This is a genomic window from Pantoea sp. SGAir0418 (assembly GCF_043529865.1).
Window position 1 is genome coordinate 182,857 of record NZ_CP027912.1, and the last position, 15,121, is coordinate 197,977.

At 60.7% G+C, this 15,121-nt stretch carries 11 protein-coding genes; 4 read left to right on the plus strand and 7 right to left on the minus strand.

Annotated elements, in window-relative coordinates; genetic code table 11:
- The 3 genes from C1N84_RS19855 to fdhF are packed head-to-tail and all read right to left on the minus strand — an operon-like array spanning position 1 to position 4,821.
- Positions 1-1,371, minus strand: coding sequence for a cytochrome ubiquinol oxidase subunit I (locus C1N84_RS19855; RefSeq protein WP_166710753.1), 1,371 nt, complete (start codon positions 1,369-1,371; stop codon positions 1-3).
- Positions 1,364-1,849, minus strand: coding sequence for a DUF1641 domain-containing protein (locus tag C1N84_RS19860; RefSeq protein WP_150360207.1), 486 nt, complete (start codon positions 1,847-1,849; stop codon positions 1,364-1,366). The genes C1N84_RS19855 and C1N84_RS19860 overlap by 8 nt, the downstream gene beginning before the upstream one ends.
- The gene (gene fdhF / locus C1N84_RS19865; RefSeq protein ID WP_238562267.1) at positions 1,849-4,821 is read right to left on the minus strand and encodes a formate dehydrogenase subunit alpha; all 2,973 of its coding nucleotides are present in this window, start codon (positions 4,819-4,821) and stop codon (positions 1,849-1,851) included. The genes C1N84_RS19860 and fdhF overlap by 1 nt, the downstream gene beginning before the upstream one ends.
- 303 nt (positions 4,822-5,124) lie before the next feature.
- Between fdhF and C1N84_RS19870 the strand changes: the two genes are divergently transcribed.
- On the plus strand, positions 5,125-6,018 hold the full coding sequence (locus tag C1N84_RS19870; protein ID WP_021509546.1) for an SDR family oxidoreductase: 894 nt from the start codon (positions 5,125-5,127) through the stop codon (positions 6,016-6,018).
- Positions 6,019-6,092: 74 nt separating this feature from the next.
- Complete coding sequence (locus C1N84_RS19875; protein WP_264444513.1) at positions 6,093-7,907, plus strand: glycoside hydrolase family 15 protein; 1,815 nt, start codon at positions 6,093-6,095, stop codon at positions 7,905-7,907.
- Positions 7,908-7,936: 29 nt separating this feature from the next.
- Here C1N84_RS19875 and C1N84_RS19880 read toward each other — a convergent pair whose 3' ends face one another.
- The gene (locus C1N84_RS19880) at positions 7,937-8,800 is read right to left on the minus strand and encodes a DMT family transporter (RefSeq protein WP_264444511.1); all 864 of its coding nucleotides are present in this window, start codon (positions 8,798-8,800) and stop codon (positions 7,937-7,939) included.
- 213 nt (positions 8,801-9,013) lie between these two features.
- Positions 9,014-9,919 carry a LysR family transcriptional regulator gene (locus tag C1N84_RS19885; protein ID WP_241798495.1) on the minus strand — a complete coding sequence of 302 codons (906 nt, stop codon included), beginning with the start codon at positions 9,917-9,919 and terminating at the stop codon, positions 9,014-9,016.
- 144 nt (positions 9,920-10,063) lie between these two features.
- Here C1N84_RS19885 and C1N84_RS19890 point away from each other — a divergent pair, with 144 nt between their 5' ends.
- Positions 10,064-10,813: an SDR family oxidoreductase gene (locus tag C1N84_RS19890; protein WP_264444507.1), complete on the plus strand. Its 750-nt coding sequence runs from the start codon at positions 10,064-10,066 to the stop codon at positions 10,811-10,813.
- A gap of 61 nt (positions 10,814-10,874) precedes the next feature.
- Here the strand turns inward: C1N84_RS19890 and C1N84_RS19895 are convergent, their stop codons facing one another.
- Complete coding sequence (locus tag C1N84_RS19895; RefSeq protein WP_264444505.1) at positions 10,875-12,311, minus strand: sugar porter family MFS transporter; 1,437 nt, start codon at positions 12,309-12,311, stop codon at positions 10,875-10,877.
- 102 nt (positions 12,312-12,413) lie between these two features.
- The gene (locus C1N84_RS19900) at positions 12,414-13,586 is read right to left on the minus strand and encodes an ROK family protein (RefSeq protein WP_264444503.1); all 1,173 of its coding nucleotides are present in this window, start codon (positions 13,584-13,586) and stop codon (positions 12,414-12,416) included.
- Positions 13,587-13,793: 207 nt separating this feature from the next.
- On the opposite strand from C1N84_RS19900, the gene C1N84_RS19905 reads away from it, so the two are divergent.
- On the plus strand, positions 13,794-15,113 hold the full coding sequence (locus C1N84_RS19905) for an MFS transporter (RefSeq protein ID WP_264444501.1): 1,320 nt from the start codon (positions 13,794-13,796) through the stop codon (positions 15,111-15,113).
- The last annotated feature ends 8 nt before the right edge of the window (positions 15,114-15,121 follow it).

Below are 15,121 nucleotides of genomic sequence, written 5' to 3' on the forward strand. Positions count from 1 at the left end.
TCAGGCTGGCGTCTGTATGGTTTCCGCTACTGCCGTCGCCTGCGGATCCGGCAGCGGTGCCGCCAGGTGGCGCAGCAGATAACACAGGCCAAAGGCAAAACTCAGTGCGTAAATCACCACCACCGACACGAAAATGGCGACGCTGCTGCCGAGGGACATTGGTGCCAGGCTGTCGGCGGTACGTAGCATGCCGTATACCGTCCACGGCTGCCGGCCGACCTCCGTCACCACCCAGCCCGCCAGCAGTGCAATGAAGCCAGCCGGTGACATCAGCGCCAGCAGACGCAGCACGCGCCGCGACTGATCAAGACGACCGCGCCAGCGCTGCACATTGCCCGCCAGGCTGCTCAACAGCATCAGCAGCGCCAGTCCCACCATCAGGCGAAAGGCAAAAAACACCGGCAGCACCGGCGGCAGGCTGTCGCGCGGAAACTCACCCAGGCTTTTGATGTGGCCGCTGAGGTTATGGCGCAGGTAGAGCGAGCCGATAGCCGGGAGCGCCAGCTCGGCGTGATTCCGCTGCTGCGCCTGATCGGGCAGCGCAAACAGCCGCAGCGGCTCGCCCTCCCCTGGCGCAGGCGGCTGCCAGCTGCCCTCGATCGCCGCCAGTTTGGCGGGCTGATAGTCACGGGTGTTTTCGCCGTGCAAATCGCCCACCACCATCTGCAGCGGCAGGATGCACAGCGACACCGTCAGCGCGCTGCGCAGCATCAGCCGGCTGGCGGCCTCGCCAGCATTACGCAGCAGGCGCCACGCTGCGACGCCACCCAGCAAAAACGCCACGCTGATCCATGAGGCCAGCAGCATGTGCGCCAGCCGCCAGCCAAACGAGGGCGCGGAAATCAAACTCCAGGCGCTGTCCGGCGTGAACTGGCCGGCGTCATTGAGCGTAAAACCGCGCGGCGTTTGCATCCAGGAGTTAGCGGCAAGGATCCAGAAAGCGCTGAAAATCGCGCCAAGCGCCACCAGACAGGTAATGGCGAAATGCACGCCGGGTTTCACCCGATCGATGCCAAACAGCATCACGCCGGTCAGCGCCGACTCGAGGAAAAAAGCGATCAGCACTTCATACAGCATCAGCGGACCGATAATGCCGCCCGCTTTGCTGGCAAACACCGACCAGTGGGTGCCGAACTGAAACTCCATGATCACGCCGGAAACCGTGCCAATCGCCACGGTGAGCGCGAATACCTTGATCCAGAAGTGCAGCGCCTGATGCGCTTCCGGCCGCCTGCCCCATAGCCAGCGCGCTTCAAACCACACCAGAAACGGGGCCAGCCCCAGCGTCAGCGCCGCCAGGGTAATGTGCATGCCCATCGTCAGGGCAAACTGACCGCGCGCGATCAGCAGCACCCACTCCTGGCTACTCACGGCTCGGCTTACCGCTGTAGCGGGTGATCGGCTTCTCCTCGTCACCCTGCATTGCGCGCGCAAAGGTTTCCAGCGCCGCCAGCAGTGGCCGGATGCCCTGCCACAGCGCCTCATCATTCAGCAGTTTAAGTACGCCGCTGACGCCCGGCGCGCTTTTTTCCTGCTGCGCCGTGTCGCTGGCCGGCTTCATCGCCAGCAGGGCATCGCGCAGCGCCAGCAGCAAATGGTTGAAACGCTCCGGCGGTACGGTACTGAGGGTCATAAACAGCAGCGACAGGTTCTGCACCGCATTCTGCGTGCCGGGCCGGTTAAGCCCGGCGGCGACGATTTTGCCGATGTCATTGTTGGCTTTCACCACGTCATTAGCCAGGCGCAGGAAACCGTGCTGATGCAGATTCTCCAGCAGTTCGTTCAGCGCCTCCTGCGCGCTGGGTTCGGTGCGCGTCGGAGTGGGTTGATAGTGCAGCGGTTCGGCCATTAGCTTTTCTCCGGATGCGAAACGTGTTCAGGCGGCAGCCGGTATTCAGGCTGCTGCCATTTTTGTTCAACGGGCAGATGATCCAGCGGCGTGCGCTGGCCGTGGCGGAAGTTGTGCAGCGGAATCGGGTGCGGCTGTGGCGCATGCGCCAGTTTGCGCATCGTCACCGCAATCTCTTTGTAGGCCGGGGTGTTGACGTCGGGATCGTGGTGTTCACCGGTCAGCCCGTTCACCCCCGGTTTGCCATGGTGGATAGGAATGAACAGCACATTGCCGGCCATCCGTTCGGTCACCACCACTGGCACCTCTACGCTGCCCCGGCGCGAACGCAGCTCCACCCAGTCGCCCTGCTGTAATTGCCGCTCCTGCGCCAGCTGCGGCGAAATCTCAACAAACCAGTTGGGCGACAGCGATTTGATGCGCCCGCCCTGCCCGGTCTGATTGGTCGACTGGAAATGCTCCAGCATGCGGCCATTGTTCAGCAGCAGGTCGTACTGCGCATCGGGCGCTTCCATCGGCGGCTGCCACGTTAGCGGGTAGAGACGCGCTTTGCCATCAGGAAAGGCGAACGCCTCGGTATACAGCAGCGGCGTGCTGCTGCCGTCGGCGTTTACCGGCCACAGCTGTGACTGCCAGCCGACAAGGTTCTCATAGCTGACCCCGGCAAACAGCGCGGCGATACCGGCAGCTTCTGCCATGATGGCGCCGGGATTTGGGTAGTGCCAGTGATGGCCGAGACGCGCCGCGACCTCAGTCAATATCTGCCAGTCAGGCCGGCTGTCGCCGAGCGGCGCAAACGCAGGCGAGAAGTGCTGAATGCGCCGTTCGGTATTCACGAAGGTGCCCTCTTTCTCCAGGCTTGGACAGCCAGGCAGCACCACATCCGCGAACTGCGCGGTGCGGCTCATGAAGATGTCCTGCACCACCATGAAATCCAGCCGGCTGAAGGCTTCGTGCACTTTGGTTGAGTCCGCATCAGAAAAGGCGGTCTCTTCGCCGATGATGTACATGGCGCGCACCCGCTGTTTATGCGCGTCTTCCACCATCATGAAGTTATCCAGCCCGGCCTCTGAGGAAAGCGCTTCCGGCGCCACGCCCCAGGCGCGCGCCCACTTTTCCCGTACCTGCGCATCGGTCACTTTTTCGTAGCCGGGATAGACATTGCTTAAGCAGCCAAAATCGCTGGCACCCTGCACATTATTGTGACCGCGCATCGGATAGCCGCCGGTGCCGGGCCGGCCGTAGTTGCCGGTCACCAGCAGCAGATTGGAGAGCGCAGTGCTGGTATCCGCACCGTGGCTGTGCTGCGTAATGCCCATCGCCCACAGCAGGCAGGCGCTGCCCGCGTTGCCGATCATCTCGGCGGCCTCAGTCAGCTGCGCCACGCTCAGGCCGGTGACCTCACTGGCCATCTCAAGGGTGAAAGGCGCCAGCGAGGCGCGGTATTCCGCCACCTGATTCACGCGCTCGCGCAGGAATGCTTCATCAGCATAACCGTGGTCAAACATGTAGCGCGCCATCGCCGACGCCCACACCATGTCGGTGCCGGGGCGGATGCGCAGATAACAATCGGCGCGCTCGGCCATTTCGTGACGGCGCGGATCGACCACCAGCAGCTTCTGTCCGCGATGTTTGTGGCTCTGTTTGATATGTGAAGCGAAAACCGGGTGGTTTTCCGCCAGGTTGCTGCCAACGGTGATGATCAGGTCGGTCTGCTGCAGATCGCGCAGCGTACCGGCATCGCCGCCGTAGCCCACGGTGCGAAACAGCCCTTCCGTCGCCGGGTTCTGGCAATAGCGCGAGGAGTTGTCCACGTTGTTGGTGCCGAAAATCAGACGGGCGATCTTCTGCGTCAGGTAGGCTTCCTCATTGCTGGCTTTACTGGAACCAATAAAACCAATCGCGTTACCGCCGTGCTGGCGTGCCACCGCGCGCAGGCCATCAGCCACACGCTGTAGCGCCTCTTCCCAGCTGGCCGGGCGGAACTGGCCGTTTTCACGAATCAGCGGCGTGGTCAGCCGGTTTGGGCTGTTAACGAAATCCCAGCCGAATTTGCCTTTGACACAGGTTGAGATGCCGTTGACCGGCGCATCGGCCACCGGCTGGATTTTGAGGATGTGGCGATCGCGCGTCCAGACTTCAAAACTGCAGCCGACGCCGCAATAGGTGCAGACGGTTTTGGTTTTTTTGATTTCGACTTTGCGCAGCGCATCATCGATCAGCGAAATTCCGGTGATCGGCTCCATGCCGATGCTGTTTTCCAGTGATTTGACGAAATCAATCAGCGGCCGCTTCAGGTCTTCATCCATCGCGGTGAAGGGACCGGCGTCGGGCTGCATGGTTTTTTCCAGTAGCGCGTTGCACGGACAGACGGTCACGCAGTGCCCGCAGCTGACGCAGCTGGAACCGGCAATCTGCGTCCCGCCATCCCACAGCACGCGCGGGTGATCGGCGCTGTAATCAATCGACAGCGTCTCATTCACCTCGACATTCTGGCAGGCCTCCACGCAGCGTCCGCACAGAATGCACTGATCCGGATCGTAGGTATAAAACGGATTACTGTGGTCTTTGCTGTCCGGTTTGCGCTGGTAGGGGTAATACTGAATCGGAATGTGCATGTCCGCGACGGTGTTATGCAACGTGCAGTCGCCGGTATTGTGTTCACATACCGTGCAATAAAGCTCGTGGCGATTGAGGATGCGGTCCATGCCCTCCTGCTGTGCCGCCTGCAGTACCGCACTCTGGCTGACCACGCGTAAGCCCTCGGCGCTGCGTAACGTGCAGCCGCGCACCGCTTCGCCATCCACCTCCACCCAGCAAACATCACAGGTTTGCAGCGGCGGCAGCGCCGGGTGATAACAGACATGAGGCAGTTTTTTTCCCTGCTCCTGCAGAAAATCAATTAACGGTTGATTTGCGGTTCCGCTTAAGCGCTCACCATTAAATATAATGGTACATTGTGCTTCGCTCATTTAACGCCTCGTTTAAGCCATCGCTCATAATTATTCGGGCCGGCCAGCGCCGGTTATTATGTAAAGTTATGCTTAGAGCTTAGAAACAAATATCTTTCGCGCAAGCAGGCCGATTCGCTTAATAACTCGCATGGCTTACGCAGCGTTAAAATAATCATTACGTTAGTGATTTTGTAACTAAAAATATCATTTCAGTTACGCCCGTCCCGCTTTAATAAATCGCGACTGCTTATTTTTTGACGTGACAAATATCACATCTCTGCCAGGCTTAATTTACACGTTCCACTGTACAAGGAGATAGGTATGACTTCATTTACTAACAAAACGCTGATTACCCAGGAATATCCAAAGCCGCCATTCAAAAAGCAGCATCAGCCCATTCCGGGATTAGCCAGTAAGATGGAACCCCGTCCCGATCACGGTGAAACCAGCTATCGCGGCACTGGCCGTTTAACCGGGCGCAAGGCGCTGATTACCGGTGGCGACTCCGGTATTGGTCGCGCGGTAGCCATTGCGTATGCCCGTGAAGGGGCAGACGTGGCGATCAACTACCTGCCGGAAGAGGAGCAGGACGCCGCTGAAGTGGTGCAATTAATCGAAGCGGAAGGCCGTAAAGCGGTGGCTATTCCCGGTGATATTCGCTCAGAATCTTTTTGCCAGCAGCTGGTAAAAGAGGCAGCAGAAAAACTCGACGGCCTGGATATTCTGGTGAATAACGCCGGTCGCCAGCAATTTAATGAGTCTATCCGTACGCTCTCAACGGAAGATTTTGACGCCACCTTTAAGACCAATGTTTATGCGATGTTCTGGATCACCAAAGCGGCACTGGAATATCTGCCTGCCGGATCATCCATTATTAATACCTCGTCGGTTCAGGCGTATGAACCGAGCGCCATCCTGCTGGATTATGCGCAAACCAAAGCCGCGATCGCCGCCTTTACTAAAGCGCTGGCGAAGCAGCTGGGCGAGCAGCAAATTCGCGTCAATGCCGTCGCGCCAGGACCGTACTGGACCGCGCTGCAGGTGTGCGGCGGTCAGCCGCAGGAAAAAATCGAGAAGTTTGGTGCCAGCGCGCCGCTGGGGCGTCCGGGTCAGCCGGCTGAAATCGCACCGTTGTACGTGACCTTCGCTGAAACCACCAACAGCTTCACCTCAGGTCAGGTGTGGTGCTCCGATGGCGGTACCGGTACCGTCTGACCGGGGAATTCCACCCGCATTACGTGGCTGCCAGCAGGCGGCCACGCTGCCGTTTCTGCTGACAGGGAAGATCCATGAATAATCAAACGTTCCAGTCGCCGGTGCGCGAACGGGGCTTCGCGCGTCTCGGTGACTACGCGGCCATCGGCGAGGGCCGGTCGGTGGCGCTGATCGCGCCCGACGGCGCGATTGACTGGTGGTGCGCGCCCAACCTTGACTCCGCCCCGCTGTTTGATCGCCTGCTCGATCCCGAGATCGGCGGTTTTTTCCAGATCGAACCTGATGCCCCTTATCGTACCGAACGCGCCTATCGTGCTGACAGCAACGTGCTGGAAACCCGCTTTTTTACCGATAACGGCAGCGTGCTGCTGACCGAATCGCTAAACAGCACGCTGGCAGGCCGTCTGCCGTGGAGTGAGCTGGCGCGGCGCGTGGAAGGCGTTGACGGCGAAGTGACGCTGCGCCTGAAGCTGCGCTTTGGCACCGTTGCCGAAACCCGCTCGCCGTGGCAGGACAGCACCGAACAGGGCGACGTCTACCACGTTGGCGATCTGCTGGCGATGCTGCGCACCAGCGAGGACTGGCAGATCGAACAGCGTGACGATGAGCAAATCAGCGCTACGCTGCGGACGGCTGCGGACAGTCGATCGCTAGTGGCGTTGCTGGTCACCGAGCGCGAACCGCTGGCGGTGCCGCCGCTGGAGGCGATCGATACCCGGATTGAAACCAGCCATACCGCCTGGTGCGACTGGACCCGCAGCCTGAGCTATCAGGGGCGCTTTGCTGAGCACGTGCGCCGCTCGGCGCTGTCGCTGAAATTTTTATGGTATTCCCCCACCGGCGCGCTGGCGGCGGCAGCCACTACCTCGCTGCCGGAAGGCATTGGCGGGGAAAAGAACTATGACTACCGCTACGCATGGGTACGCGATGCCTGTCTGATCATCAAAGCCTTTGTTTTTCTCGGTGCGCTGGAAGATTGTAAAGCGGCGTTCTCCTGGCTGTCGAAAACCATCATTCGCCACGGTACCGCGCTGCGCACCTGCTACACGCTGGAAGGCGACGAAGTGCCTGCCGAACGCTTCGTGCCGCTGCGTGGCTATCATCATTCCCAGCCGGTACGCGTGGGCAACAACGCCCGCGACCAGCTGCAGCTGAGCATGTACGGTGATATGCTGGCGACCGCCGAGTTGTTTATACGCGCCGGGCACGTGCTGGACTTAGCCACCTCGCGCATGCTGGGTGCGCTGGCCAATCACTGTGCCGATCGGTGGCGGCTGAAAGACAGCGGTATCTGGGAACTGCCGGAACAGCAGCACTATACCCATTCGAAAATGGCCTGCTGGCTGGCCCTCGACCGTGCCGTGGCGCTGGCCGAAGCGCGCCACATTGAACCGACCTGGCTGAAACGCTGGCAGCGCGAGCGCGACCGCATCAGCAGCTGGATTGAAGCGCACTGCTGGAACGAAGAGAAACAGGCGTATGTGTTTTATCCCGACAGCAACGGCAGGCTGGACGCTGCGCTGGCGCTGGTGCATCCCTATGGCAGCCGCGTCAACCCGGCACGTATGCAGGCCACCTACCGTGCCATTGAGCAGGAACTGGGACACGGTAGCGCCATGCTGTATCGCTACAGCGGCACGGAACAGGAAGAGAGCACTTTTATCGCCTGCTCGTTCTGGCTGGTGGAAGCCTGGGCGGCGCTGGGCGAGACAACGCGTGCCGAAAGCGCTATGCAGCAGATCCTCGACAAGCTGTGCCAGCGCGGCAACGTGGAAACCTTCAATGAAATGTTCGACGTGCGCAGCGATGAGTGGCGCGGCAATATGCCGCAGGGCCTCAGTCATCTGGCGTTGATTTGCGCCGCACAGGCGTTGACCGATCATGGCTGAAATGCCCCGCCGGCTGGCGGGGCATGATGTTAACGCGAAGGCTGTGGCGCACGAAACACCAGCAGGATACCCGCCAGAATCGCCGCCATGCCCAGCAGGCTCAGCCACGGCAGTCGGTTACCCAGCAGCAGATAGTCGAGCAGCGCGGTAATCACCGGCACCAGATAAAACAGGCTGGTGACGTTAACGATACTGCCCGCGCTCAGTAAGCGATACAGCAGCAGCTGGGCCACCACGGAGATCATCACGCCGAGGAACAGCGCGGCCAGCCAGAAATGTAGCGTGAAGCTGACATGAAAAGGTTTAACCGGCAGCAACAGCAGGCACAGCAGTAAACTCACGCCGTACTGCAGCGGCAGCACCTGCGCCGGATGCTGCGTCACCCGCTGCTGCATGATGGCACCGAAGGTCATGCACAGCAGCGCGGCCAGCGCAAACAGCACGCCGCTGAGCGGCAGCTGCGACACCGCCAGACTGCGCCACACCAGCAGTATCAGCCCCGCCAGCGCGACCGTTAAGCCCAGCAAGCGCCTGCCCGGCAAACGCCGCTCCACCAGGCACAGCGTCAGAATAGGCTGGATGCCCATGATGGTGGCGATCAGCCCTGGCGTCACGCCCTCCGCCATCGCCTGGAAATAACACAGCGAATAAGCGCCGATCAACACTAGGCCGGTCAGCATCACGCGCGGGCGCGTACCGGGCTGCGGCAGCCAGCGGCGGCGAAACAGTCCCACCAGCAACAGTGCGACCAGCGCGATGCTAAAACGCACCACCAGCAGTGCCAGCGGTGAGGCATTATCCAGCCCGAGACGCGAGAAAATGGCTGCGCTGCCCCACAGCAGCACAAAGCCTGACGTCGCTGCCTGCGAAGTCAGCGAAGAAGAAGAACGCATAGCATTGCTCCTGAAACAAACGTTGTTAGCGCGCTCGCTAAGCGAGGCGCAGAAAGTTCGATACTTAGCGAATCACAACGCGTGCCGGAGGTGGCGGGCAGCAAGGCGCATACAGGCGAAAGTCAGATGACGATGCGGAATCAGCAGAGAGTGTCATAAACGCGCCTGTAGCATGGGGTTGAGGCCAAAAGTTAACAGATTGTTTACACCCTGTCATCCATTCAGCCGTTGCGGAAACACCTCACGCAGCCAGTCGATCAGTACCCGCAGGCGCTGGGTGAGATGGCGGCTTTGCGGATAAACCACGTGGAACGGATAGTCGGACGGACGCCAGTCGGCGAGGATCTCCACCAGCCGTCCGGCCTGCAAATCCGCGGCCGCAGCGTAACGGAACGTCTGGATGATGCCCAGACCCGCCACCGCCGCAGCAAGGTGCGCGTTGCTCTCATTGACGCCAACGCGGTGCGAGGTCTTGACCTCGATTCGCTCTTCGCCGTGGCGGAAGCGCAGCGGAAAGGCGCGCCCGCTCTGCGGCGACAGATAGCTGATGATGCGGTGGCCGTTGTTCAGCTCCTGCGGATACGCCGGAATGCCGTAGGTCCGCAGATAGCCGGGCGTGGCACAGGTGATCATTTGCGCATTGCCTAAGTGCCGTGCCACCAGTGACGAATCGCTCAGCGGACCGCCGCGCACTACGCAGTCCACGTTATCACTGATGAGATCCACGGTGCGATCGGACACGCCAAGGTCCAGGGTGATATCGGGAAACCTGGCGACAAAATCGGGCAGCGCCGGCAGCAGCACATCACGCGCCGTTGAACCGCCGATATCCATACGCAGCTGACCGCGCGGCTTTGCCGTGACGCTATTGAACGCACAATCGATATCTTCCAGATCGCGCACGATGCGCAGCGCACGCTCGTAGTAATCGCGCCCTTCTGCCGTCACCGTGACCCGGCGCGTGGTGCGTTGCAACAGGCGCACACCGAGATGCGCTTCCAGCTCCTGCACCAGCTTACTCAGGGTAGCGTTAGGCATATCCAGTGAATTGGCGGCCCGGGTAAAGTTGCCTGCCTCAACCACGCGAGCGAACGCCCGGATTGCCAGCAATTGATCCATTGTCGCCCCTTACCTGATTATCCACCCAGAGAAATAGTCCTTTCGATTTTACACCATTTATCCGTAAAAGCGGCAGCGCTACAGTGCACTTCAGCGACGGCAAGGCCGTCACCACTTAACCTGATCAACTGTGGAGTACATACTATGAACCTGATTCTGCAAGACAAAATCGCTTTAGTGACCGGCGGCACCTCCGGTATTGGCCTCGCCACCGCCCAGGAACTGGCGGCACAAGGCGCACGCGTGTTTATCACCGGTCGTCGTCAGGCTGAGCTGGATGCGGCCGTCGCCAGCATCGGCGCCACCGCCACCGGCATTCGCGCCGATGCGGCACAGTTAAGCGATCTGGATGCCGTCTATGCGCAGATTGCGCGCCAGGCCGGCCGGCTGGATATTCTGTTTGCCAACGCCGGTGGCGGCGACATGCTGCCGCTGGGGGCCATCACAGAAGAACATTTTGATCGTATCTTTAGCACCAACGTCCGCGGCGTGCTGTTCACCGTGCAGAAAGCGCTGCCGCTGCTGAGCGATAAGGCATCGGTGATTCTCACCGGCTCCACCGCCGCGATTCAGGGTACGCCGGGCTTCAGCGTCTACAGCGCCAGTAAAGCGGCGGTGCGTAACTTTGCCCGCTCGTGGGCGCTGGATGTGAAAGACCGCGGCATCCGCATTAACGTGGTGAGCCCCGGCCCGGTGCAGACGCCAGGCTTAGGCGGACTGGTGCCGGAAGATCAGCGCCAGGGGCTGTTCGATGCGCTGGCCGCACAGGTGCCGCTCGGTCGTCTGGGTGAGCCAGGAGAGATTGGCAAGGTGGTGGCGTTTCTCGCCTCCGACGCCGCCAGCTTTATTAATGCAGCCGAGCTGTTTGTCGATGGCAGTATGGCGCAGGTGTAAGCGGGTGTTGTACCGGTGCGCCGCCTGGCGCACCGGCTTTCTGCCTGAAGCATGGCTGCGGTTACCGCAGCGAATGCTCACCTGCTACCGCAGCCGGCTCGCCTGCGGTGAGCTGCTGCTCCAGCTGCTCCAGCGATATGCCTTTGGTCTCCGGCACGCGACTCAGCACAAAGACAAAACCCGCCGCACAAATCACGCCATACAGCATAAAGCTGCCCGCTGCACCGAGTCCGGCATTGAGGATGGGAAAGGTGTAGGTCAGTACAAAACAGGCAATCCACAGCGCCAGCGTGGCGACCGACATCGCCAGACCGCGAATCCGGTTGGGGAAAATTTCCGCCAGCAGCACCCAGGTGACCGGCGCCAGCGTCAGCGCATAAACCGCAATCGCCGCCAGTACCAGAATCAGCACCGGCCAGCCGGTGATGCCCAGCGTGTAGGCACCGGCAATCAGTGCATAACACAGCGTCAGTCCTCCGGCACCGATCAGCATCAGTTTGCGGCGGCCGAGCCGATCCACCAGCGGCAGTGCCAGAACTGTTGCCAGCAAATTGATCAGGCCGGTGGCCACGATCGACTTCAGCGTGCCGTTGATATCGAAACCAGCCGAAGCAAAAATCTCCTGCGCATAGTTGAAAATCACGTTGATACCGCACCACTGCTGGAAAATCGCCAGCACGATGCCGGTGATGACAATCGGCAGCGTGCGCGGTGCCAGCAGCGAGCCGGCGCGGGCACGCGTTTGCTGGCGATCCTGCTCCAGCGCGCGGGCAATCTCGCGCTGCGTCTGCTGCGCATAAGCAGGCGAACCAATTTTATTCAGCATCGCCAGCGCGCGCTGTGGCTGACCCGCCAGCATCAGCCAGCGCGGTGATTCCGGCACCCACATCATCAGCAGCAGAAACACCAGCGACGGCACGGCGGCCGAGGCGAACATCCAGCGCCAGCCAACCTGACCGTTCCAGGTTTCACGCAGCGCCGCATGGGTTGATGCGCCGACGACCGGATCGGCAATCATCAGGTTGATCAGCTGCGCCGCCAGCACGCCAATGACGATTGTTAGCTGGTTAACCGCGACAAACTTGCCACGCTTGTCTGCCGGGCTGATCTCCGCGATGTACATCGGGCTGAGCGCCGAGGCGATACCAATGCCGACGCCGCCGAGAATCCGCCACCAGACAAACAGCGTAAAGCTGCTGGCCAGCGCGGTGCCGATCGCCGACACCACAAACAGCAGTGCGGCGACAATCAGCGGCAGCCGCCGCCCCAGCTTGTCCGCTGACCAGCCGGACACCAGCGCGCCAAACACGCAGCCCACCAGCGCCGAGCTCATCGCCCAGCCGGATGCCGCCGGATCGGTGACGTTGAACCAGGCCTCATAGAAGGGTTTGGCCCCGCCAATCACCACCCAGTCATAGCCAAACAGCAAACCGCCGCAGGCTGCCACCAGACAGATGCTCCACACGTAACGCATATTCAGATGTTGATGATTGTTCACGGCCACTCTCCGCACCAGGGTCAAAGTGCGGCTATCTCACCACCGATACCGCAGGGTGAAAGTTCAGGCCCTCACAGATTTTAGTAACAGGAGTTTAGTAAACTACGCCGTACCGGGATCGGCCTCGACATAAAGGTAACCGATGCCGAGGACCTGACGCGCGCGGTCCAGCTGACCAAAATGCACGTTGGTGGCTTTGCTTTTCAGCGCATCGCGCGGATCGAAGGGATTGAAATCAATCTGGTGCACAATGGTCTGCAGCCAGCTCTCACCAAAAGTACAGCTGCGACCGTACAGCCAGATTTGATTGATATTCAGCGTATTAAGGAAATTGTACAGACTCATGCCGATGGCTTCCGCGCTGCGCTGCGCCCACTCGACGATCCACGGCTCGCCGGCCTGCCAGGCGGCCAGCAGCTGACGGCTGGTAGGCTGCACCGCCTGCGGCGCGCGCTGATGCGCCAGCCGCTTCAGCGTGCTGAGCGAGGCGACCGTCTCCAGGCAGCCCTGCCGTCCGCAGTTACAGCGCTCCCCGCGCGGATCAATAATGGTGTGGCCAATCTGCCCGCTGCCGTACAGGTTGCCGCGAAAGATCTCGCCGTTGATGACAAATGATGAGCCGATGCCGTAATCGACATTGATGACGCAGAATTCGGCCAGCACATTTCGGTTCAGCCACTTTTCCGCCAGCGCCAGCATCACGCAGTCGTTATCGACGCGGACGTCAACCGCCAGCTTCTCCTCCAGCAGAAACTTCAGCTGCAGCGGGCTGCGCCACGCCGCCTGCGGCATATGCTGCGAGACGCCGGTTACCGGATCGACCTGCCCGTGCACCGCCAGCGCCAGATTAATCTGCCGCTTCGGCCAGCGTTTACAGGTCGCGCGCCACACCGTTTCAATCTCTGCCAGCAGCTGCTCTGGCGTCTGCGCGTTGATGCTGATTTGCTGATAGTCGCCCTGCGCCACCAGCTGCGCATCCGCCAGCTGCAGTTCAATGCTGGTCGGCTTGACGCACAGGCACAGCGTCCACGCGCCTTGCGCTGGCAGCTGAAAACTGCCGTTGCTGTTGCCGCGCGTGCTCAGCGTGGCGCTGGAGTGCTGCACGTGGCCCTGCTCCAGCAGCTCCTGCAAAATCTTGCTGGCTGCCGGTATGGTCAGGCCGCTGAGCTGCGCCAGCTGCGATTTGCTCAGACGTTTATGACGCCACATCAGCTGCATAAACAGCGCTTTGTTGTGCTTACGCACCTGGAAATTATTCAGTCCGACGGTTTTCACGCGGCCTCCTTTCGCTTCATCCGCGCTCATCTTACTAAACAGTGTTTACTGACTTCTGTGATGGTTGCGCCATCCTGCGCGCCTGCCGTGCTTTAGAGTCCCTGCTCATAACAACCTGTTCGCGCTATCCCGGTAAAAAACGTTCCGATAAGGCCGGGCGAACGCTTTATCTGGCTGTGCTGACACCAACCCTACAGAGAAAACATAATGACAACATTACCTGCAACCCATCCGTGGCTGATCCGCCTCGGCATTCCGCCCGCGCTGGCCTGGGGCTATCTGGCGGTCCTGCTGTTTATGATTGGCGACGGCGTCGAGTCCAACTATCTCGCGCCCTATCTGCACGAAAACGGCTTTTCCCTGAATATCGCTGCATGGGTAATCGCCTTTTACGGCGTCACCGTCACGCTGGGCTCATGGCTGGCCGGTTCGCTGTCAACGCTGATTGGCCCGCGTAAAGTGATGCTGGCGGGCGGCCTGATCTGGATTGTGTTTGAAGTGCTGTTCCTGGCCGTGGCGCTGCCGTCGCACAGCGTGCTGCTGCTGGCACTAACCTATGGCCTGCGCGGCGTGGCTTACCCGATGTTTGCCTACGCCTTTCTGGTGTGGATTCAGTCGGCGGCCCCGGCGGAGATGCGCGGCTCCGCCACCGGCTGGTTCTGGCTGGCATTTACCGGCGGGCTGCCGACGCTCGGTTCGCTGGTAGCGATCTTCTCTATCCGCCTGGTGGGCGAATACGCCACCTTCTGGCTGTCGCTGGGTCTGGTGGCGATCGGTTTGCTGGTGATGCTGCTGGCGCTGAAAGAGCGCAGCGGTTATCAGTCGCTGCTGGATGCCGAACATCGTCAGCAGGGCACGCTGCGCACGCTGATGGGCGGCATCGATATTTTGTGGCGTGAGCCGCGCATCGCTGCCGCGGCAGTGGTGCGCATCATCAACACCACGCCCTATTTCGGCTTCTTTATTTTTCTGCCGGGCTTTTTCACCGAACAGATTGGCTTTTCTCAGACCGAATACCTCAGCCTGATCACCATCATGGGACTGGTGGGCATGAGCTTTAATCCGATCGTCGGCAAGCTGAGCGACCGCATCGGCTGGCGCAAAGTGCTGACGGTGTTCGGCGGCCTCGGTTCCGGCGTCTCGATGCTGCTGATGTACTTTGTGCCACAGTGGAGTCACGGCAGCTTTGTGCTCAGCGTGATCTGCGCCTGCCTGTACGGCATCACGCTGTGCGGCTACGTGCCCGCCGCCGCGCTGTTCTCCTCGCTGTGCCAGCCGAAGGACAAAGGTAACGCCATGGCGATTTACTGCTTCGCCGCCGGTTTGTCCACCTTCTTCGGTCCGGCGCTGTACGGGGCGATCAACGCGCTGCTCGGCACGCTTGGGGTGATTTGGGGCTACGCCTTCCTGTATCTGGTGAGTGCGTTTATCTCGTGGCGTTATCTGCTCAGTCCGCTCGATCCGGGCGAGCAGCACAACCCGGCGGCGCAGCGCCTGCGCCGGTTAGATTCCATCGCGTCGGAGTAAACAGAGCG